The 20,517-nt window shown below is 70.6% G+C and carries 14 protein-coding genes; 1 reads left to right on the forward strand and 13 read right to left on the reverse strand.

Annotation, left to right across the window (positions count from 1 at the left end; translation table 11 throughout):
• Positions 1-119: 119 nt before the first annotated feature.
• From L1785_RS17490 to L1785_RS23280, 7 genes are all read right to left on the reverse strand, one after another.
• Positions 120-4,001, reverse strand: coding sequence for a DNA-directed RNA polymerase subunit beta' (locus L1785_RS17490; RefSeq protein ID WP_236090572.1), 3,882 nt, complete (start codon positions 3,999-4,001; stop codon positions 120-122).
• Positions 4,002-4,142: 141 nt separating this feature from the next.
• Positions 4,143-7,655 (reverse strand): DNA-directed RNA polymerase subunit beta, encoded by a 3,513-nt coding sequence (gene rpoB / locus L1785_RS17495; RefSeq protein ID WP_236090573.1) that lies wholly within the window; start codon positions 7,653-7,655, stop codon positions 4,143-4,145.
• A gap of 432 nt (positions 7,656-8,087) precedes the next feature.
• Positions 8,088-8,471, reverse strand: a complete 384-nt coding sequence (gene rplL / locus L1785_RS17500; RefSeq protein ID WP_236090574.1) for a 50S ribosomal protein L7/L12 — start codon at positions 8,469-8,471, stop codon at positions 8,088-8,090.
• A 78-nt stretch (positions 8,472-8,549) separates the two neighbouring features.
• Positions 8,550-9,080, reverse strand: coding sequence for a 50S ribosomal protein L10 (gene rplJ / locus L1785_RS17505; protein ID WP_236090575.1), 531 nt, complete (start codon positions 9,078-9,080; stop codon positions 8,550-8,552).
• 345 nt (positions 9,081-9,425) lie between these two features.
• Positions 9,426-12,092, reverse strand: a complete 2,667-nt coding sequence (locus tag L1785_RS17510; RefSeq protein WP_236090576.1) for a CHAT domain-containing protein — start codon at positions 12,090-12,092, stop codon at positions 9,426-9,428.
• 154 nt (positions 12,093-12,246) lie between these two features.
• The gene (locus tag L1785_RS22915; protein WP_268915421.1) at positions 12,247-12,375 is read right to left on the reverse strand and encodes a hypothetical protein; all 129 of its coding nucleotides are present in this window, start codon (positions 12,373-12,375) and stop codon (positions 12,247-12,249) included.
• A 77-nt stretch (positions 12,376-12,452) separates the two neighbouring features.
• On the reverse strand, positions 12,453-13,823 hold the full coding sequence (locus L1785_RS23280; protein WP_236090595.1) for a CHAT domain-containing protein: 1,371 nt from the start codon (positions 13,821-13,823) through the stop codon (positions 12,453-12,455).
• Between the two features lie 27 nt (positions 13,824-13,850).
• Between L1785_RS23280 and L1785_RS23500 the strand changes: the two genes are divergently transcribed.
• Positions 13,851-14,987 (forward strand): hypothetical protein, encoded by a 1,137-nt coding sequence (locus tag L1785_RS23500; protein WP_443627194.1) that lies wholly within the window; start codon positions 13,851-13,853, stop codon positions 14,985-14,987.
• Between the two features lie 143 nt (positions 14,988-15,130).
• On the opposite strand, the gene L1785_RS17525 is transcribed toward L1785_RS23500, so the two are convergent.
• The 6 genes from L1785_RS17525 to nusG all read right to left on the reverse strand — a co-directional run bounded on the left by L1785_RS17525 (position 15,131) and on the right by nusG (position 20,483).
• The gene (locus L1785_RS17525) at positions 15,131-16,630 is read right to left on the reverse strand and encodes a S8 family peptidase (RefSeq protein ID WP_236090577.1); all 1,500 of its coding nucleotides are present in this window, start codon (positions 16,628-16,630) and stop codon (positions 15,131-15,133) included.
• A gap of 117 nt (positions 16,631-16,747) precedes the next feature.
• On the reverse strand, positions 16,748-17,314 hold the full coding sequence (locus tag L1785_RS17530; RefSeq protein ID WP_236090578.1) for a hypothetical protein: 567 nt from the start codon (positions 17,312-17,314) through the stop codon (positions 16,748-16,750).
• Positions 17,302-17,943 (reverse strand): RNA polymerase sigma factor, encoded by a 642-nt coding sequence (locus tag L1785_RS17535; RefSeq protein ID WP_236090579.1) that lies wholly within the window; start codon positions 17,941-17,943, stop codon positions 17,302-17,304. Before L1785_RS17535 ends, L1785_RS17530 begins: the two co-directional genes overlap by 13 nt.
• Positions 17,944-18,269: 326 nt before the next feature.
• Positions 18,270-18,986, reverse strand: a complete 717-nt coding sequence (gene rplA, locus L1785_RS17540) for a 50S ribosomal protein L1 (RefSeq protein ID WP_236090580.1) — start codon at positions 18,984-18,986, stop codon at positions 18,270-18,272.
• 201 nt (positions 18,987-19,187) lie between these two features.
• The gene (rplK, locus tag L1785_RS17545) at positions 19,188-19,619 is read right to left on the reverse strand and encodes a 50S ribosomal protein L11 (protein WP_236090581.1); all 432 of its coding nucleotides are present in this window, start codon (positions 19,617-19,619) and stop codon (positions 19,188-19,190) included.
• A 78-nt stretch (positions 19,620-19,697) separates the two neighbouring features.
• Complete coding sequence (gene nusG, locus L1785_RS17550) at positions 19,698-20,483, reverse strand: transcription termination/antitermination protein NusG (RefSeq protein WP_236090582.1); 786 nt, start codon at positions 20,481-20,483, stop codon at positions 19,698-19,700.
• Between the last annotated feature and the right edge of the window lie 34 nt (positions 20,484-20,517).

Here is a 20,517-nt window from a genome sequence, read left to right on the forward strand (position 1 = left end):
CTCGCACGGGGGTCACCCCGCACGGGTTGTGCCGAAGGGAGTCGGCCCGTCCCTTTCGCCCGAGGAGAACCTTGGGCGAAAGGGACGGGCCGACTACTTCGGTACGGACGGGAGAAGGATCAGCGGTAGTCGCCGAAGTCCAGGTCCTCGAGCGGGATCGCCTCGCCGGAGCCCATGCCGAGCGTCGGGAAGTCGATCTCGTCGTAACCGAAGCTCGGGTAGAGCTCGGCCTTGGCCTGCTCGGTGGGCTCGACCGCGACGTTCCGGTAGCGGGGCAGGCCCGTTCCGGCGGGGATGAGCTTACCGATGATGACGTTCTCCTTGAGACCCAACAGCGGGTCCCGACGACCGCTCATCGAGGCCTCGGTGAGCACGCGGGTGGTCTCCTGGAAGGAGGCCGCCGAGAGCCACGAGTCCGTCGCGAGCGAGGCCTTCGTGATGCCCATGAGCTCCGGACGGCCGGAGGCCGGCTGGCCACCCTCCGCCACGGCGCGACGGTTGGCGTCCTCGAAACGCCTGCGCTCCGCGAGCTCGCCCGGCAGCAGCGGCGCGTCACCCGAGTCGAGCACGGTCACGCGACGCAGCATCTGCCGCACGATGACCTCGATGTGCTTGTCGTGGATGTCCACGCCCTGGCTGCGGTAGGTCTCCTGGACCTCGTCCACCAGGTGCTTCTGCGTGGCGCGCGGGCCGAGGATCCGCAGCACCTTCTTCGGGTCGACAGCACCCTGCACGAGCTGGGTGCCGACCTCGACGTGGTCGCCGTCGGTGATCAGGAGCCGGGAACGCTTGGTGACCGGGTACCGGATCTCCTCCGAGCCGTCGTCCGGCGTGAGGACGAGGTGGCGCGTGCGCTCGGTGTCCTCGATCGTCACACGGCCGGTGTACTCCGCGATGGGCGCCTCACCCTTGGGGGTGCGGGCCTCGAAGAGCTCGGTGACGCGCGGCAGACCCTGCGTGATGTCGTCCGCGGACGCCACACCACCGGTGTGGAACGTACGCATCGTCAGCTGGGTGCCGGGCTCGCCGATCGACTGCGCGGCGATGATGCCGACGGCCTCGCCGATGTCCACGAGCTTGCCCGTGGCCAAGGAGCGGCCGTAGCACTTGGCGCACGTGCCGACGCGCGACTCGCAGGTCAGCACCGAGCGCACCTTGACGCTCTCGATGCCGGCCGCCATCACCTCGCGGATGATGACGTCGCCCGCGTCGGAGCCGCCGGCGGCGATGACGTTGCCGTCACCGTCCACGACGTCCGTCGCGAACGTGCGCGAGTAGATGCTCGTCTCGACGCGCGGGTGCGGCACCAGGGTGTCGCCGATGCGCTCCGCCACCGGGAGGGTGAGGCCGCGCTCGGTGCCGCAGTCCTCCTCGCGGATGATGACGTCCTGCGAGACGTCCACCAGACGACGCGTGAGGTAGCCCGAGTCGGCGGTACGGAGAGCCGTGTCCGCCAGACCCTTGCGCGCACCGTGCGTCGCGATGAAGTACTCGAGGACGGACAGGCCCTCGCGGTAGTTGGACTTGATCGGGCGAGGGATGATCTCGCCCTTCGGGTTCGCCACGAGGCCGCGCATACCGGCGATCTGACGGACCTGCATCCAGTTACCACGGGCACCGGAGCCGACCATGCGCAGCAGCGTGTTGCGCGGGTTGGACTCGAGGTTCTCGCGCATGATCGAGGCGACCTTGTCGGTGGCCTGGGTCCAGATCTCGATGAGCTCCTGACGGCGCTCGTCGTCCGTGATCAGACCGCGGTCGAACTGCTGCTGGACCTTCAGGGCCCGAGCCTCGTGCTCGTCGAGGATCTGGTTCTTCACGTCCGGCATGGCCACGTCGGAGATCGCGATCGTGACGCCCGAGCGGGTGGCCCACTTGTAGCCGGTGTCCTTCAGCGCGTCGAGCGACGCCGCGACCTCCACCTTGGGGTACCGCTCCGCGAGGTCGTTGACGATCGTCGAGAGGCGCTTCTTGTCGACGACACCGTTCTCGTACGGGTAGTCGACCGGCAGCGTCTCGTTGAAGATCGTGCGGCCCAGCGTGGTCTCGAACAGGATCGGCTGACCCTCTTCCCAGCCCTCGGGCGCGTCGAAGCCCTTGGCCGGCGGAACCAGGTCCGTCATGCGCACGCGGATGACCGCGTTGATGTCGAGCGTGCCCTGGTCGAAGGCCATGATGGCCTCGGCCTGGGACGAGAACACGCGGCCCTCGCCCTCGGCGCCCGGACGGTCGCTGGTGAGGTGGTGCAGGCCGATGATCATGTCCTGTGCGGGCATGGTCACCGGACGGCCGTCCGACGGCTTGAGGATGTTGTTGCTCGAGAGCATGAGGATGCGGGCCTCGGCCTGCGCCTCGGCGCTCAGGGGCAGGTGGACCGCCATCTGGTCGCCGTCGAAGTCCGCGTTGAACGCGGCGCACACGAGCGGGTGCAGGTGGATGGCCTTGCCCTCGACGAGCTGCGGCTCGAACGCCTGGATGCCCAGACGGTGCAGCGTAGGCGCGCGGTTGAGCAGCACCGGGTGCTCGGTGATGACCTCTTCGAGCACGTCCCACACGACAGGACGGGTGCGCTCGACCATGCGCTTGGCGCTCTTGATGTTCTGCGCGTGGTTCAGCTCCACGAGACGCTTCATCACGAACGGCTTGAAGAGCTCCAGCGCCATCTGCTTCGGCAGGCCGCACTGGTGCAGCTTGAGCGACGGACCCACCACGATGACCGAACGGCCGGAGTAGTCGACGCGCTTGCCGAGCAGGTTCTGGCGGAACCGGCCCTGCTTGCCCTTGAGCATGTCGGAGATCGACTTCAGCGGACGGTTGCCGGGGCCCGTGACCGGGCGGCCGCGGCGGCCGTTGTCGAACAGCGAGTCGACGGCCTCCTGGAGCATCCGCTTCTCGTTGTTGACGATGATCTCCGGCGCGCCCAGGTCCAGGAGCCGCTTGAGGCGGTTGTTCCGGTTGATGACGCGGCGGTACAGGTCGTTCAGGTCCGACGTGGCGAAGCGGCCACCGTCGAGCTGCACCATCGGGCGCAGGTCCGGCGGGATGACCGGGACGGCGTCGAGCACCATCGCCGTGGGCGAGTTGGTCGTCGTCAGGAAGGCGTTGACGACCTTGAGGCGCTTCAGGGCACGGGTCTTGCGCTGGCCCTTGCCGCTGCGGATGGTCTCGCGGAGCGAGGCCGACTCGGCCACCAGGTCGAAGCTCTCGAGGCGCTTCTGGATCGCCGAGGCGCCCATCGAGCCCTCGAAGTAGGTGCCGTAGCGGTCCTGCAGGGCGCGGTAGAGCATCTCGTCGCCCTCGAGGTCGGCGACCTTGAGGTTCTTGAAGCGGTCCCACACCTGCTCGAGGCGGTCGAGCTCGGCGTCGGCACGCTTGCGGATCGACGCCATCTCGCGCTCGGCCGAGTCGCGCACCTTGCGGCGCGCGTCGGCCTTGGCACCCTCGGCCTCGAGCTCGGCCAGGTCGGCCTCGAGCTTCTGGGCACGGGTGTTGATGTCGTTGTCGCGACGGTCCGCGATCTCCTTCTTCTCCAGGTCGATCTCGTTCTGGAGGTTCGGGAGGTCTTCCTGGCGGGCCTCGTTGTCGACCGACGTGATCATGTAGGCCGCGAAGTAGATGACCTTCTCGAGGTCCTTCGGGGCGAGGTCCAGCAGGTAGCCCAGACGCGAGGGCACACCCTTGAAGAACCAGATGTGCGTGACGGGCGCGGCAAGCTCGATGTGGCCCATGCGCTCACGGCGCACCTTCGAGCGCGTCACCTCGACGCCGCAGCGCTCGCAGATGATGCCCTTGAAGCGCACGCGCTTGTACTTGCCGCAGTAGCACTCCCAGTCCCGGGTGGGGCCGAAGATCTTCTCGCAGAAGAGGCCGTCCTTCTCGGGCTTGAGGGTGCGGTAGTTGATGGTCTCGGGCTTCTTGACCTCGCCGTGCGACCAGGCACGGATGTCGTCGGCCGTGGCCAGGCCGATGCGCAGCTCGTCGAAGACGTTGACGTCGAGCAAGGTGTCCTACTTCCTTCGTCTGCCATGGCTCCCGCTGGGGGTCGCGTGCGGGGCCGGCGCGGTGGAGATGGGTTGCGTGCGGTGCCCGACGCCGGAGGGTCACCTTCCGTGGAAGGGCGGGCTCCGGCGTCGGGCCCCGTGTCAGATCTCGTCGATGCTGGACGCGGCGTTGGGGCGGCGGGACAGGTCGATCCCGAGCTCCTCAGCGGCGCGGTACACCTCGTCGTCGGACTCCTTCATCTCGATGGAGACGCCGTCGCTGGACAGCACCTCCACGTTCAGGCAGAGCGACTGCATCTCCTTGAGGAGGACCTTGAAGGACTCCGGGATGCCCGAGTCGGGGATGTTCTCGCCCTTGACGATCGCCTCGTAGACCTTGACGCGGCCCGGGACGTCGTCCGACTTGATGGTCAGGAGCTCCTGGAGCGTGTACGCGGCGCCGTACGCCTCGAGAGCCCAGACCTCCATCTCGCCGAAGCGCTGGCCACCGAACTGCGCCTTACCACCCAGCGGCTGCTGCGTGATCATCGAGTACGGGCCGGTGGAGCGCGCGTGGATCTTGTCGTCGACCAGGTGGTGGAGCTTCAGGATGTACATGTAGCCCACCGAGACCGGCTCGGGGAACGGCTCGCCGGCGCGGCCGTCGAACAGGAGCGCCTTGCCGTCGCCGCCGACCATGCGGTCGCCATCGCGGTTCGGGAGCGTCGTGGAGAGCAGGCCACGCAGCGCGTTCTCCTGCAGGCCGTCGAACACCGGGGTCGCCACCGGGGTGCGCGGCTCGGAGCGGTGCGCCACGACCGGGACGTCGTCCTTCCAGGCGGCGTCCTTGTCCTCGGCCAGCTCGATGTCCCAGCCGCGGCTGGCGACCCAACCGAGGTGGGTCTCGAGCACCTGACCGACGTTCATACGGCCGGGCACGCCGAGCGGGTTGAGGATGACGTCCACCGGGGTGCCGTCCGAGAGGAACGGCATGTCCTCCTGCGGGAGGATCTTGGAGATGACGCCCTTGTTGCCGTGACGGCCGGCGAGCTTGTCACCCACCGTGATCTTGCGGCGCTGCGCGATGTAGACGCGCACGAGCTGGTTCACGCCGGCGGGCAGCTCGTCGCCGTCCTCCCGGTTGAACTCGCGCACGCCGATGACCGTGCCGGACTCGCCGTGGGGCACCTTGAGGGACGTGTCACGCACCTCGCGGGCCTTCTCGCCGAAGATGGCACGGAGCAGGCGCTCCTCCGGGGTCAGCTCGGTCTCACCCTTCGGGGTGACCTTGCCGACCAGGATGTCGCCCGCGCCGACCTCGGCACCGATGCGGATGATGCCGCGCTCGTCGAGGTCCGCCAGGACGTCCTCGGAGACGTTCGGGATGTCCCGCGTGATCTCCTCCGGGCCCAGCTTCGTGTCGCGCGCGTCGACCTCGTGCTCCTCGATGTGGATCGACGACAGGATGTCGTCCTCCACCAGGCGCTGGCTGAGGATGATCGCGTCCTCGTAGTTGTGGCCCTCCCACGACATGAAGGCCACGAGCAGGTTGCGGCCGAGCGCGAGCTCGCCCTCGTCCGTCGCCGGGCCGTCAGCCAGCACCGAGTTGACGTCGACCCGCTGGCCGGCGTCGACCAGGACGCGCTGGTTGTAGCTCGTGCCCTGGTTGGAGCGCACGAACTTCTTGATGCGGTACGAGCCCGTGGTGCCGTCGTCGTTCGCGACGAGGACCAGGTCCGCCGACACCTCGGTGACGACACCCGGCTTCGTGGCCACGATGACGTCGCCCGCGTCGACCGCCGCGCGACGCTCCATGCCGGTGCCGACCAGCGGCGCCTCGGAGCGGACCAGCGGCACGGCCTGGCGCTGCATGTTCGCACCCATGAGGGCGCGGTTCGCGTCGTCGTGCTCGAGGAACGGGATCAGGGCCGTCGCGACCGACACCATCTGGCGCGGCGAGACGTCCATGTAGTCGACCTCGGTGATCGGCACGTCGTTCGTCTCGCCACCCTTGGTGCGCACCAGGATGCGGTCGAGCACGAACGAGCCGTCCTCGGTCAGCGGGGTGTTGGCCTGCGCGATGACGTGACGGTCCTCGTCGTCCGAGGTCAGGTACACGACCTCGTCGGTGACCTTGTTGTTGACGATCTTCCGGTACGGCGTCTCGATGAAGCCGAACGGGTTGATGCGGCCGAACGACGCGAGCGAGCCGATGAGGCCGATGTTCGGGCCTTCAGGGGTCTCGATCGGGCACATGCGGCCGTAGTGCGACGGGTGGACGTCACGGACCTCCATGCCGGCGCGGTCACGGGACAGACCGCCGGGGCCCAGCGCGGACAGGCGGCGCTTGTGCGTCAGGCCGGCGAGCGGGTTGTTCTGGTCCATGAACTGCGACAGCTGCGAGGTGCCGAAGAACTCACGGATCGACGCCACGACCGGGCGGATGTTGATCAGGGTCTGCGGCGTGATCGCCTCGACGTCCTGCGTCGTCATCCGCTCGCGGACCACGCGCTCCATGCGGGACAGGCCCGTGCGCACCTGGTTCTGGATCAGCTCGCCCACGGCGCGGATACGACGGTTGCCGAAGTGGTCGATGTCGTCCGTCTCGACGCGCACCTCGACCGGCTCGCCGCCGCGGACACCAGGGATGGTCTCCTTGTCGGCGTGCAGCGCGGCGAGGTACTTGATCGTGGCGACGACGTCGGTCAGCCGCAGCGTCGACTCGTTGAGCGCAGCGTCCACGCCGAGCTTCTTGTTCGCCTTGTAGCGGCCGACCTTCGCGAGGTCGTAACGCTTCGGGTTGAAGTAGAAGTTCTCGAGCAGCGCGCGGCCGGCCTCGACCGTCGGCGGCTCACCCGGGCGGATCTTGCGGTACAGGTCGACCAGGGCCTCCTCCGCGGTGTGGACGTGGTCCTTCTCCATGGTGTCGAGCACCGACGGGAAGTCCGCGAACTCCTCGCGAATCTGCGCCTCGGGCATGCCGAGGGCCTTGAGCAGCACCGTGACCGACTGCTTGCGCTTGCGGTCGACGCGCACGCCGACGGCGTCGCGCTTGTCGATCTCGAACTCGAGCCAGGCACCGCGCGACGGGATGATCTTCGCGGAGAAGATGTCCTTGTCGCTCGTCTTGTCCGGCACGCGCTCGAAGTAGACGCCGGGCGAGCGCACGAGCTGGGAGACGACGACACGCTCGGTGCCGTTGATGATGAACGTGCCACGCTCCGTCATGAGCGGGAAGTCGCCCATGAAGACCGTCTGGCTCTTGATCTCACCGGTGGTGTAGTTCACGAACTCCGCGGTGACGAACAGCGGGGCGGCATACGTGAAGTCCTTCTCCTTGCACTCGTCGGCCGTGTACTTCGGCGGCTCGAAACGGTGGTTGGAGAAGGAGAGCGACATCGACGAGCCGAAGTCCTCGATCGGGGAGATCTCCTCGAAGATCTCCTCGAGCCCGGAGGTCTCCGGGACGTCGCTGCGGCCCGCGGCCTTTGCCGCATCGACCCTGGCCTGCCAGGCGGGGTTGCCCAGGAGCCAGTCGAAGCTCTCGGTCTGCAGGCCGAGAAGGTCAGGGACCTCGAGTGGCTCGTAGATCTTGGCGAAAGAGACGCGGCGGGAAGCGGTGCGGTTCGCAATGGCGTCGGCGGACGGAGCTGAAGGGGTGCGCGAGGCAGCCAAGAGGGGTCCTTCCCTGCAGTTCGGGTGAACGCTGTACGCTCTGCGGTGCTGCAGGATGCAAACTGCCACGTATGCGGTCGCCACAGGGGCATCCCTTGCAGGAGGGATGCGACCAGGGCTTTATGACCAGGGCATACGCGAAAGCAGTGGAGGCGTCGAGGGCACACGCGGGCGCAAAGCGCTAGCATACCTAATGAGAGCAAGTATGTCTACTCCCGGCCCCGGCTGCACGCCGAGGTGGCCGGGATCGGGAAATTGGTGCGTATCCGCAACGCTGCCGAACGGTGCCGGGCGCGACGATACCTCACCCGAGCCGCAACCGGGGACACCACCCGGGCGCCCGGACGCGGAAGGCCCGCACCCCGAGGGGTGCGGGCCTTCGCGGCGAGAGAGCGGCGAGGTCCCGTCACCGGGATCCGTGAGCCGCTCGTGTCACTTGAGGGTGACGGTGGCGCCGGCGCCCTCGAGGGCAGCCTTGGCCTTCTCGGCAGCGTCCTTGGCGACGTTCTCCAGGACCGGCTTCGGGGCGCCGTCCACGAGGTCCTTGGCCTCCTTGAGGCCGAGGGACGTGAGGGCGCGCACCTCCTTGATGACCTGGATCTTCTTGTCGCCGGCAGCCTCGAGGATGACGTCGAACTCCGTCTTCTCCTCGACCTCCTCGACGGGGGCGGCCGGGCCGGCAACGCCGGCAACGGCGACCGGCGCCGCGGCGGTGACGTCGAAGGTCTCCTCGAAGGCCTTCACGAACTCAGAGAGCTCGATGAGCGTGAGGTCCTTGAAAGCGTCGATGAGCTCGTCGGTGCTGAGCTTCGCCATGATGGCGTTCCTTTCGGTAAGTGCGTTCTGCGGGCGCTCGCCCAGTCAGAAGCGGGGGTGTGTGCATGCACTGCCGCGTCAGGCGGCAGCGCCCTCCGATTCCTGCTTCTGACGCAGGGCATCGACAGCGCGGGCGACCTCGGCGGGCTTCGCGGTGAACATGTAGGCAGCCTGGAAGAGCTTCGCCTTCATGGCACCTGCCGCCTTGGCCAGCAGGACCTCGCGGGACTCGAGGTCAGCGAGCTTGGTGATCTCTGCCGCGGTCAGGGGGCGCCCGTCGAGGACACCGCCCTTGATGACCAGTGCAGGGTTCGCCTTGGCGAAGTCACGCAGGCCCTTCGCGGCCTCGACCGGGTCCCCGGTCACGAACGCGATCGCGGACGGACCGGAGAGCTCGGCGTCGAGACCCTCGACACCCGCCTCCTTGGCCGCGATGGCAGTCAGCGTGTTCTTCACCACGGCGTAGGTTGCGTTGCCGCTGAGCGTCCGACGCAGCGTCTTGAGCTGCGCGACGGTGAGCCCGCGGTACTCGGTCAGCACGGCCGCGTTCGAGCCGCGGAGCTTGTCCGCGATCTCCGCGACGGCGGCTGCCTTGTCCGGCCTCGCCATGGCAATCCTTCCGGTGGTGGTACCACCGGCTTCTCCGACCCGGGAACGAGAAGAGCCCCGGCGCAGGCGCACGGGGCTCGGAGCACGCGGCGAGCCGCGCGATCGTCGTTCTGTGTCTCCTGCGCAGGCTCCGCGGTTCGCGGGACTTCGGTCTTCTGCTGTCCTGTCACCAGGCAGCGTCGGACGACCGGCGGTCTTGGGTTACCTGAACAGGTTACACGATCTGCGCGGCCGTGCGGCCCGCGCGGGGGTGTCGCTCACCACAGGCCGTCCGGCGACGGACGGGTCGCCGCGCGCGGAAGGCGACCGGTCCGGCGTCGGACACCCCGGGCGACGGGGTGCGGCTCAGGGGGCGAGGCCTTCCAGGCCGCCGAAGCAGACCAGCGGGACCGGCTCGTCGAAGCCCGCGAGCGCCTCCGCGAGCGCAGCCGCCGGCGGGCGCCCGGCCCGGAGCTCGGCGTGGACGCGGGGCATCACCTTGGCGGCCACGGCGTCGGACAGCGGGGCCACCGACGCGATCACGGCGCGTGCCCCGAGCCGCAGGAGCACCGACGTCAGCCCCAGGACCTCTCCCCCACCGCGCGGCGAGGATGCGCCCACCTCGCAGGCAGAGAGCAGCACCACCGAACCCGGGAGGCGCATGCCGTCGAGCTCGTGGGCGAACAGCGGGCCGTCGGCCAGGTCGACGGAGGCGAACAGGGGGTTCGCGACGTCGTGCCGGCCGTGCGCCGCGAGGTGCACCACGTCGTGCGTGGCGAGCGCCTCCCGGACGGCGCCGGTGGTCGCGGCCTCGCCCAGCAGCACGAGCGATCCCGGCCAGACCTCGCCCACGGTGAGGGCCTCGGCCGCGCCCTCGGCGACGTGCGGGCCGGCCGCGACGAGCACGCGTCGCTCGCCGGCCGCGGGGGCGCCGTGACCGCGCGCAAGATAGGACTTGGCCCAGGTCGGCAGGCCCCGCCGGGACGGGAACGCCGACCAGGGCACACCGAGGTAGGGGTGCCGCGCGACGACGTGCAGCGGGCCGTCCGCGCGCAGGGGCAGGACGAGGGTCGCGTCGAGCCACTCGAGGCCGCGCCCGAGCGAGCGGCGGGCGGCGTCGCGCAGCGGCGCGGGGATGAGGTCGTTGGCCGTGACCGCCAGGTCGGCGCGCACGCGGCGCACCTGCTCGGCCACCTCGGCCGGGTCGCCGAGGTCAAGGAGGCGGGTGCCGGCGGCGTCGGCCCGCACGGCCATGACGCGCCCGCCGAACGTGGCCAGGCTCGCCACGACGACGCCGCGGCCGTCCGCGGCCAGGGCCGCGCGCAGCTCGCGGGCGGTCACCGGGCGGACGGCGTCGGAGTCGCCCGCGTGCACCCAGGTGTGCTCGCGGACCTGCTCCTGCAAGGCGCGGGCGGCGTCGGTGAGGCGGTCGCGGTCGGCCGACCCGGCGGGCAGGTGACGCGCCTGCGCGAGCAGGCCGCGGGCCTGGGTGAGCAGGCTTGCGGCCCCGGCGTCGCCCGACGGCGTGAGGCGCCCTGCCCCGGCGCCCGTCGCCCGGCCGCGCTCGAGGGCGTCGAGCACCGCAGCGGCACGCCCGGTCGCTACCGCTGCCCGCACGTCGACGACCTGGATCGCCACGGCGTGCGTCGCCGCGGCCGCGATGGACTCGACGGCGCCCAGCCGGGCACGGTGCGCGCTGAGCAGGCCGTAGCCGGCGCGCACGGCCCGCAGCCCGGCCGCCCGCCGGCCCGTCGCGAACGCGAGCTCCGCGACCGTCCCGTAGTACTGCACGCGGTGCGTGAGCGTCGCGCCCGCGAAGCCGCGGGGCAGTGTCGCGAGGATGGCGTCGGCCCGCTCCAGGTCGCCCGCGAGCAGGTACCACTGCGCGGCGACGAGCCGGGCTGCGCCGCCCGACTCCCGGCCCAGGACCACCCCAGCGCCGTCGACCTGCTCGGCGACGCGCAGCGCGCGCGTGGCCCGGCGCCGGGCGAGACCGCGCGCGACGACGCTGCCCGTCCGCGTCGCGTCCCTGGCCTGGGCCACGTCGACCTCGAGCTCGAAGACGCGCGCCATCGCGATGCGCGGGCCGTGCTTGCCGCGGATGTCGTGCCGGCGGATGAATGCCGCGCTGCGCCGGGCCTCGTCGTACCGGTCCAGCGCCAGGAGGCAGCGCGCCCGGTAGTACTCGACCTCCGCGCGGTCCAGGCTCCGGCCCGGGCCCCGCATGCGGCGCAAGGCGGCGGCGAGGACGCGCTCCGCGTCCTCCAGCAGGCCTGCCTCGAACAGCACGGCACCCCGCCCGATGTCGAGGACGCCGTCCTCGCGGTCGGGGGCCGTCGCACGAGCCTCGTTCATCGCGCTCAGCGCGGCCGGCAGGTCGCCGAGGGCGTACCGGACGAAGCCGATGTTGTGCAGCGCCAGGGCCACGATCGACGGCTGGTCCGCCCGGCGTGCGTAGGTGATCGCGGCCTCGTAGTCGCGCAGCGCCGGGGCGAGGCGGCCCAGGTCCGTGAGGGCTGCGCCACGGTTGAGGTGGATCGTCGCGAGGTCCCGGTCCGGGACGGGGGCGGGCGTCTGCTGCTCGGCAGCGGCTGCGCCGGTGGCGGAGGCCGCCGGGACCACCACCGCGCACGTGGCAGAGCCGGCCGCAGCGAGCGCGCCGTCGAAGTGGGGCAGCGACATCTCCGACCGGCCCGACCGCAGGAGCAGCAGCCCCCGGTACCCCGCCACCGCCGCGGGGAGCCCGCCGCGCACGGCCGCCGGCGCTTCGGCCGCATGCCGCCCGGCCTCGTCGAGCAGCGCGAGCGCCCGGTCGAGGTCGGTGGAGACCGCCTGGACGGCGAACGCCTCCCCCATCAGAGAACGCACCGTCGCGTCCGCCCAGCGGGCACGGTCCTGGGGGTCCAGGCCGGCGGGGTCCACCTTGCCCAGCCTGTCGAGCAGGCGCTGGAAGCGCCGCAACGCCTGCGCTGGACGAGACCTGAAGTTCAGGTCGCGCGCCGCGAGCAGCTCCGTCTCGAGCTCCGGCCACACGACGTTCTCATCTCTCCCCGGCCACGGTGGGCCGCCCGCGCCAAAGGTAGCGGCACGGGATCCCGGCGATCAACGGCCGGCGGAGTCGCGGCGCCGGGACGGTCGTGGGTACAGGCCAGCCCCGGCCCGACTCCGGGCCGGGGCCGGCGGCAGGTCAGTGACCGACCGTGTAGGGGTTGATGACGCTGGTGGCGCCGGTGTCAGCCTGCGCGGCGGACGCGGTACCGACCAGCGTGAGAGCAACGAACACGACGACTGAGGCACGGCGGAGCATGTTGTTCATCCGGACTCCCTTCGATGCGCCGCCCATTTGACGGCGTCGAAACACCTTATAGCCATTTACGGGACATTAGGGATGATTTATGACGCCAGGCCCTCCACCGAGCCGAAGCACACCAGCGGGACGGGCTCCGACACGTCGGCCAGCGCGGCCGCGAGCGCCGCCTCCGGGTCGTCCGTGTCGCGCAGGTGGGCGTGGAGGCGCGGCATGACCTCGGCGGCGAGCGCGTCGGACAGCGGGGCCACGGAGGCGATGACGGCCCGGGCACCCAGCCGGAGCAGGACCGACGTCAGCCCAAGCACCTCGCCGCCGAGCACCGCCGTGTGGCCGCCGACCTCGCAGGACGAGAGGACCACCACGGAGTCGGGCAGGCGCAGGCCGTCCAGCTCGTGCGCGAAGAGCGGGCCGTCCGCCAGCTCGATCGACGCGAACAGCGGGTTGTCGGCGTCGTGCCGTCCGTGCGTGGCAAGGTGCACGACGTCGTGCGTCGCGAGCGCCTTCCGCACGGCGTCCGTCGTCGCGGCGGTGCCGGTCAGGACCGTCGCCTGCCGGGCCTGAGCGCCCGGGTCGGCGGGGACGACCTCGTCGGCCGGCGCCGCTGGGAGCCAGATCGCGCCGACCGCGTTCGCCTCCGCCTCGCCCTGGGCTACGCCGGGGCCAGCGGCCGTGAGGACCCGACGCCCGCCCGACGGCGTCGCGTGCGAGCGGCCGCGCGCGACGTACGAGCGCACCGCGGTCCGCAGTCCAGCCCGGGACGGGAGGGCCGACCAAGGGATGCTGATCAGCGGCTCGCGGGCGGCCACGTACAGGTCGCCCGAGGCGCGGAGCGGCACGACGAGCGCGTCGTCGAGCGCCTGCAGGCTGCGGCGGAGCGACCCCTGAGCGGCGGCACGCAACGGTGCGGGGATGAGGTCGTTCGCGGTGATCGCGAGGTCGGCGCGGACGCGGCGCACGCGCTCGCCGACGTCGGCGGTGGGGCCGAGGTCGATCATCGTTGCGCCGCGGGCGTCCAGGCGAACCGCACGGAGGTGACCGTCGACGACCGAGAAGTTCACGACGACGGCACCATCGCCGCGCTGAGCGAGCAGGCGCGTGACCTCGCGCGCCGTCACCGCGCGCTCGGGGCCGACCGCCTCGCCTGCGTGCCGCCACGAGCGCTCCCGGACCTCGGCCTGGATCCGGCGGGCGCGGCGTGTCAGGACTTCACGTTCGGTGATGGCCGCCCTGTCTCCCGTGGCCGGGAGCTCGCGCGCCTTCGCCAGGAGACCCCGTGCCTCCGTGAGCAGGGCTGCGGCCTCCGGATCCTCAGGAGGGGTGACGCGGCCGACGCCTGCGCCCACGGCCCTGCCGCGCTCCAGGGCGTCGAACAGGGCGGCAGGGCGGCCGGTGACAAGTGCCGCGCGAACGTCAACCCACTGGAGTTCGACGCCGTGCACGGCGGCCGCCGTCACCGACTCGACGCTCCCCAGGCGCGAACGGTGGTCGCTCAGAAGAGCGAACCCCTCCCGCACAGCGCGCAGGCCGCGGCGACGGTCGCCCTCGGCAAAGGCGAGCTCCGCGGCGGCAACGTAGCGCTGGACGCGGAGGGTGAGCGGGGCACGCGGAGCGTCACGTGGCACCTGCGCGAAGACGTCGCGCGCCCGATCCATGTCACCCGCCTGCAACAGCCACTGCACTGCGACGAGCCGCGCCGCATCGCCTGGGTGGTGGCCAAGGACCGGACCGGCCACGTCGCCATGCTCGGCGGCCACGAGCGCCGCCGTGGCTCGGCGGCGTGCAGCCGCCCGGGTGACGCCCTCCCCCTGGCGCACCGGCGTCAGCGCGGCCTCAAGCTCCAGGACGCGGGCAAGGACTGCACGCGGCGCATAGCCGACGCGCGCGAAGTGTCGACGTGCCTGCCGGGACAGGGCTCGGGCCTCGCCGTACCGCTGCAGTCCGACGAGGCAGCGCGCGCGGTAGTACTCGGCCTCAGCGCGATCGAGGCGAAGTCCTGCAGCGGTGAGCTGGGGAATCGCCTCGACCAGGAGTTCCTCGGCATCGGCGAGGAGGCCGCCCTCGAAGAGCACCTCGGCGCGGCCCAGCAGGGGGATGCCGTCCCGCTGATCGGGGGCGAGTCTCGCTGCCCGTGCCATGTCCGTCAATGCGCTCGGTATGTCCCCGAGCAAGTGCTTGGCGGATCCGATGTTGTGAAGCGAGAACGCCATGAAGAACGGATGGTTGAGCGCCACCGAGTGCGCATGGGCGGACTGGTAGTCCGTGAGAGCGGCGGCGAAGTCGCCGAGCTCCATGTGAGCGCTTCCTCGATTGAGAAACGTCGTCGCGCGATCACGATGGTCGGACGGGCCGTGAAGCTCAAGAGCGCGAGTGAGAGCCGCGAGCGCATCACGAGGCTGGCCGGTCCGAATCAGGACGAGTCCGTACTGACCCGCCACGAGACCAGCCAGGTCTGGCCGACCGGAAGACTCAGCGACGTGGCCGGCCAGACCCAGCACCTCCATGACGCGCTTGTCGCCGCCGGGCTGCCTGAGTACACAGGTACTCAGGCCGAGATACGTCCGGACAAGGAGAGTCGACTTCTGTTCACCGTCACCAGCCTCCATTGGGTCTGGGAGTGAACGGAGCTCGTTGACCAGACGCTGGTAGAGCGCCGCCGCCCTGCCTGCCTCGGCACGCAGGCTGAACTCGCGCGCCTCCTCGAGTCGCGCGGTGAGCCTGGCCCAGAGATCCTCCGGCATCGGATCCGCGCACCCCCATGACGTCAGGTCGTGGGCTCAGCCACGTAGAGTCCCTCCACGGAGTAGATAGCATCCCATGCCGTCGAGACGCGCGAGGAGCGGTCGTCGGGATCGCCGTCGCCCGCCGCCAGGCGTCGGTCGAAGAGTGTCCGAGCCAGCTCGCCGGCGAGCACCGGAGCCGCGAACGAGGTTCCGCTCCACAGCGCGAAGCCTCCGGTGAAGTCGTCCGCGTCCAGAGACTCCTGCTCACCGTCGACACGACGTGTCTCAGGAACCGCCGGCCCGTCGTAGGTCACCGGCAACGTGCTCAGAACTTCGACGCCCGGGCGGCTCGTCGTGACCCACGGTCCGTCGTTGCTGAAGTCGGCGAGCGTGCCGTTCGGGTTCGCTGCGCCGACGACCAGGAGTGGCGGATAGTCGTCCGTGAGGTCGGTCGGGTTCGCCGGTGCAACGCGGTCGCCGTCGCTCACGACTTCGGGCGCCCACGCCGCCGGGAAGACCGGCGCCCGGGTGCCATCGTTTCCCGCGGAGACGACAACGAGCACACCCTCCCGTCGGAGGTCGCGCAGGACACCACGGAGCACGCCCTCGTAGTCGTCGTCCTCGACCGACTCGGGGACAAACCCGCATGCCAGGATGACGACATCGACGCCGCTGTGCTCTTCGACACCCGACACACCTCGGACGTGGTACTCGAGGAGCCGCCCGAGGCTGCGCGCGAGGTCCCACTCGGTCACGAGCCCATCTTGGCCGAGGACTCGCACCGGCAGTAGTGCAGCATCCGGGCAGACCTGGTGCACGATGCCGGCGATGAACGTTCCGTGACCGGCGTGGCTCGGGATGATCGCTCCCTCCGCCGTCCGCTCGGGCACCGCGTCGCCGTCGGGCTCCTCGGCCGGGTAAGTACCGAGCGGGCTCCCATCGATCGTGGCGTCGCGGATCACGGTATCGCCCTCGTCGAACCAGGGGTGACGGCCGATCCCCGTGTCGACGATCGCCACGACCGGTCGCTGGAGGCCCTCCGCCGTCACGTGCGACGTGGCGCCGGAAGCATGCACCCGGTGTGGCGGTGGACCGGGCCGGTGCGCCGGACGGGCGCCCCCCGGGCGGGCGAATCCCACCGTGTTCCGGTGCCCGCTCAGCACGTGGTCGAGGCCCGCTCGGACGCGATTCTCGTCGTCCACCCCGGTGACTGCCTCGTCGAGGAGGTCCCAGGCGTCGACCTCGTCGCCCTCGACGACGAGCGACACCGCGGTTCGCGACGCCTCGCCGCGCGCCGGCGCCTCTTGGAGCACGTAGGAAAGGCCGCGCCGTTGGGCGGCCGCGATCGCGGCCTCGATGACGACGTCCTGGTCGGCACCAGGGATGCCCCGGACGATGAGCCGGTCCGCCACGTACCGTGTGGGGGCCACGCGGCCACCGCGACGGCGCTGCGCTCGCGCCGGATCAAGCTCCCGGACAGGCCGCCAGCCTCCCTCGTGGTCCCGGACGCGCAGGACGGGCTCGGGCTTGGGCTCGCTCATGGCAATACCTCTCGATCGGTGATCACTCACGTTGTGCCGGCCGAGTCCCCTGCGCGACCGGAATTGCCGACGGCCCGTAGACCGTCCGGTGCGCGTCCGCCGTGACGCGCCAATACGTCAGATCTCGATGACCGGCGTGCTCACCGCGCCCGCGCCGCCGTCCGCGGCGACCGCCTCGTCGGCCCGACGCACAACCAGGCTTGCCAGCCCCCTGTCGACGGCGTCGAACGAGAACCGCCCGTCCACGTCGGACGCCACGACCAGCGGGTCCGTCCCCGGCCGGTGCAGCTCGACGGACAGCACCCCCGCGGGCACCGCCCACCCGTCGACGCGGACCTGGCCTCCCTGGGCCCCGGACAACGAGATCATGACGGTGAGCGACTCGTGGGTGAACGTGATGGTGCGCGCCTCGACCGGCGTCGCCTCGCCGGTACCGCCGAGAGTGTCGCCACGAACTCCGGTCAGCGGGGCTTCGACGTAGGCGAGCTCCATGACCTCGGCCTCCAGGCCGGCAAGGGTCGCCGCGAAGAGTGACCGTTCCACGAGCCCCTCGGGTACGGGGTCGATGCGCGCGGTGATGCGTGCAAGGCGTGCCAGGACCGCGGCGTCCACCTCGTCCGGCGGGCCGCCCGGGTCGTACGCGTCGGGCACGGGAACGCCCGCGTCGGAAGTCAGGTCGTCCACGAGAAGTCCCCCTGCTCGTCAAGAATGGTGCGCAGCTTGGCCAGGCAGCGGCCACGCGTCGATCCGATGCTGCCCATGGGCATGCCGATCGCGGCGGAGATCGCCCGGTAGTCGGGCCGGTCGGCGAGGGACACGAGGCGCAGCAGCTCCTCGCAGCGCTTGGGCAGCCGCGCCATCGCGCCCCACAGGATCCGGTCCCGCTCGTCCTGCAGAACCCGTACGTCCGGCGTCGGGTCCTTCGCAGGGAGCGACGCCGGGTGGTCGGGGCTGTCGTCCGGGAGGTCCGCGCGGCGTCGGGCGTCGTCCCGCGTCTTGCGGACGGCCTCCCAGGCGGCACGGCGTGCGGTGACGAGGAGCCACTTCAGCACGGCGTGGGGCTCGGTGATCGTGTTCGCGTGCTTCACGAGAGCGGCCCACGTGTGCTGGACCACGTCGTCCGCCTCCTGGCGGTCGACCCCCTGGGCACGCACGGTGTGCCAGAGCAGCGGCGTCGCCTCACGGATCAGCTCGCCGAGCGCGTGCTGCCTGCCTGCGCGGTACTCCAGGAGCGCGTGCGCCGCGCGGTCGCCGAGGCTGGTCTCCACCCCGTCCACGTTTGGCTCGGGCAGGGCGTCGGTGGGTCGTGTCATCGCATCGCCGAGTGTGTGCACGGCGCCCGGGCCGGCCGGGCGCACAGGATAGGGACGCGCCGAGTCTAGGGCGACGACCGCGCGCGAGAGACGGCGGGCAAGGCCTCCCATGTGCTATTTCACCCCACCCCGTGTCAGTTCCTCAGGTCCGTTCACCTAGGAGGGAGGGGGGAAGGCCGGTTTGGATACATCGCGGATGACACTTCCGGTGCGAATTCTCTGGATACGCGAGAGCGGCCCGGCCGCCCTTCCGATGAAGGGTGGCCGGGCCGCTCGTCAGCTGCTCAGCAGGCGCGCCCGCGGCGCGCCGCGCAAGAGACTCAGGCTCAGGCCTGCGTCTCCTCGAGGAGCTTGGTGGTGCGGGACTGGTCGACCGGGATGCCCGGGCCCATCGTGGTGGCGATGGTCGCCTTCGAGATGTAGCGACCCTTCGACGCGGACGGCTTGAGGCGGAGGACCTCCTCGAGCGCTGCGGCGTAGTTCTCCACCAGCTGCGTCTCGTCGAACGAGACCTTGCCGATGATGAAGTGCAGGTTCGAGTGCTTGTCGACGCGGAACTCGATCTTGCCGCCCTTGATCTCGGTGACAGCCTTGGCCACGTCCATCGTCACGGTGCCGGTCTTCGGGTTCGGCATGAGGCCGCGGGGGCCCAGCACCTTACCGAGGCGACCGACCTTGCCCATGAGGTCCGGGGTCGCGACAGCCGCGTCGAAGTCCGTGAAGCCGGCGGCAACCCGCTCGATGAGCTCGTCGCCACCGACGATGTCGGCACCGGCCGCGCGGGCCTCCTCCGCCTTCGCCGCGTTCGCGAAGACGAGGACGCGGGCGGTCTTGCCCGTGCCGTGCGGCAGGTTGACGGTGCCACGGACCATCTGGTCCGCCTTGCGGGGGTCCACGCCGAGGCGGAATGCGACCTCGACGGTCGCGTCGTACTTCGTGCTGGACGTCTCCTTGGCCAGGCGCACCGCGTCGAGCGGGGCGTAGAGCGCGTCGCGGTCGATCTTCTCCGCGGCGGCCCGGTAGGCCTTGCTGTGCTTCGTCATTCTCTGTCTCCTTGTCGTGGTCGTGTCGGGTCCGGGCGGACCCTCCCACTGCGGGTGCCCGACGTCGGTCGGTCACCCTGGTCGGCTCGGTCCCGAAGGACCGTGGCCGAAGCTTCGTCAGCCCTGACCGTGCTGCTGGCGTCCAGGGCTGACTGCGTCATGGCCCGGCCGAGGCTTGCGCCCCGACCGGCCACGACCCCGTCAGCCCTGGACGACGATGCCCATCGAGCGAGCGGTGCCCGCGATGATCTTCGTGGCGGCCTCGAGGTCGTTCGCGTTGAGGTCGGGGAGCTTCTGGGTGGCGATCTCGCGCACCTGGTCCCCGGTCAGCGTCGCGACCTTCGTCGTGTGCGGGGTCGGCGAGCCCTTGGCCACGCCGGCGGCCTTCTTGATGAGCTCGGCAGCCGGCGGGGTCTTCGTGATGAAGGTGAAGGAACGGTCCTCGTAGACCGTGATCTCCACCGGGATCACGTTGCCGCGCTGCGACTCGGTCGCCGCGTTGTAGGCCTTGCAGAACTCCATGATGTTCACGCCGTGCTGACCGAGCGCGGGGCCGATCGGGGGCGCGGGGGTCGCCGCACCAGCGTTGATCTGGAGCTTGATAAGGCCGGAGACCTTCTTCTTCGGGGGCATGCTTCTACTTTCTGGTGAATGGGCCTACGCCGCGGGCGATGACCCGATTGCGGGTGCTGCGTCTTCCCGGGAACGGGATCAGATCTTGGCGACCTGGTTGAACGACAGCTCGACCGGGGTCTCCCGGCCGAAGATGGAGACGAGAACCTTGAGCTTCTGGTTCTCGACGTTGATCTCGGAGATCGTGGCGGGCAGCGTGTCGAACGGGCCGTCGGTGACGGTCACGGACTCGCCCACCTCGAAGTCGACCTCGACGGGGGCCTTCGCGGTCGCCCCGGCGGCGGCCGACTTGCCGGCCTCCGGCTTCGGCGCGAGCGTCGGTGCCAGCATCGAGAAGACCTCTTCGAGCGTCAGCGGCACCGGCTGGTGCGTGTGACCGACGAAACCCGTCACGCCCGGCGTGTGCCGGACGGCGCCCCACGACTCGTCCGTGAGGTCCATGCGCACGAGGACGTACCCCGGGATGCGGACCCGGCGCACGATCTTCTTCTGCGCGTTCTTGATCTCGGCCACCTCTTCCATGGGGACCTCGATCTGGAAGATGTAGTCCTCCATGTTCAGGCTCTGGATGCGGTTCTCCAGGTTGGCCTTCACACGGTTCTCGTAGCCCGCGTAGGAGTGGATGACGTACCACTCGCCGGGCTGGGAACGCAGCGTGCGCTTGAACTCGGCGACCTCGTCCTCGACGACGTCACCGTCCTCGTCGACCGGGCGAGCCTCGTCCGGCTCCGCGTCCGTCTCGACGTCAGCAAGCACGTCGGCAGGCTCGGTGTCCGCGGGCGTGCCTGCGCCTGCCTCGTCGCTCTCAGCGGCGGGCAGCTCGAGGTCGACGTTCTCCGTCTGGTCCAGCGAATCCTGGGACACGAACGAACCTGCTTTCTTCTCCCGTGCCGGAAAC

Origin of the sequence: Antribacter soli, assembly GCF_021568775.1 — a bacterium.
In the GTDB taxonomy this organism is placed as follows: domain Bacteria; phylum Actinomycetota; class Actinomycetes; order Actinomycetales; family Cellulomonadaceae; genus Antribacter; species Antribacter soli.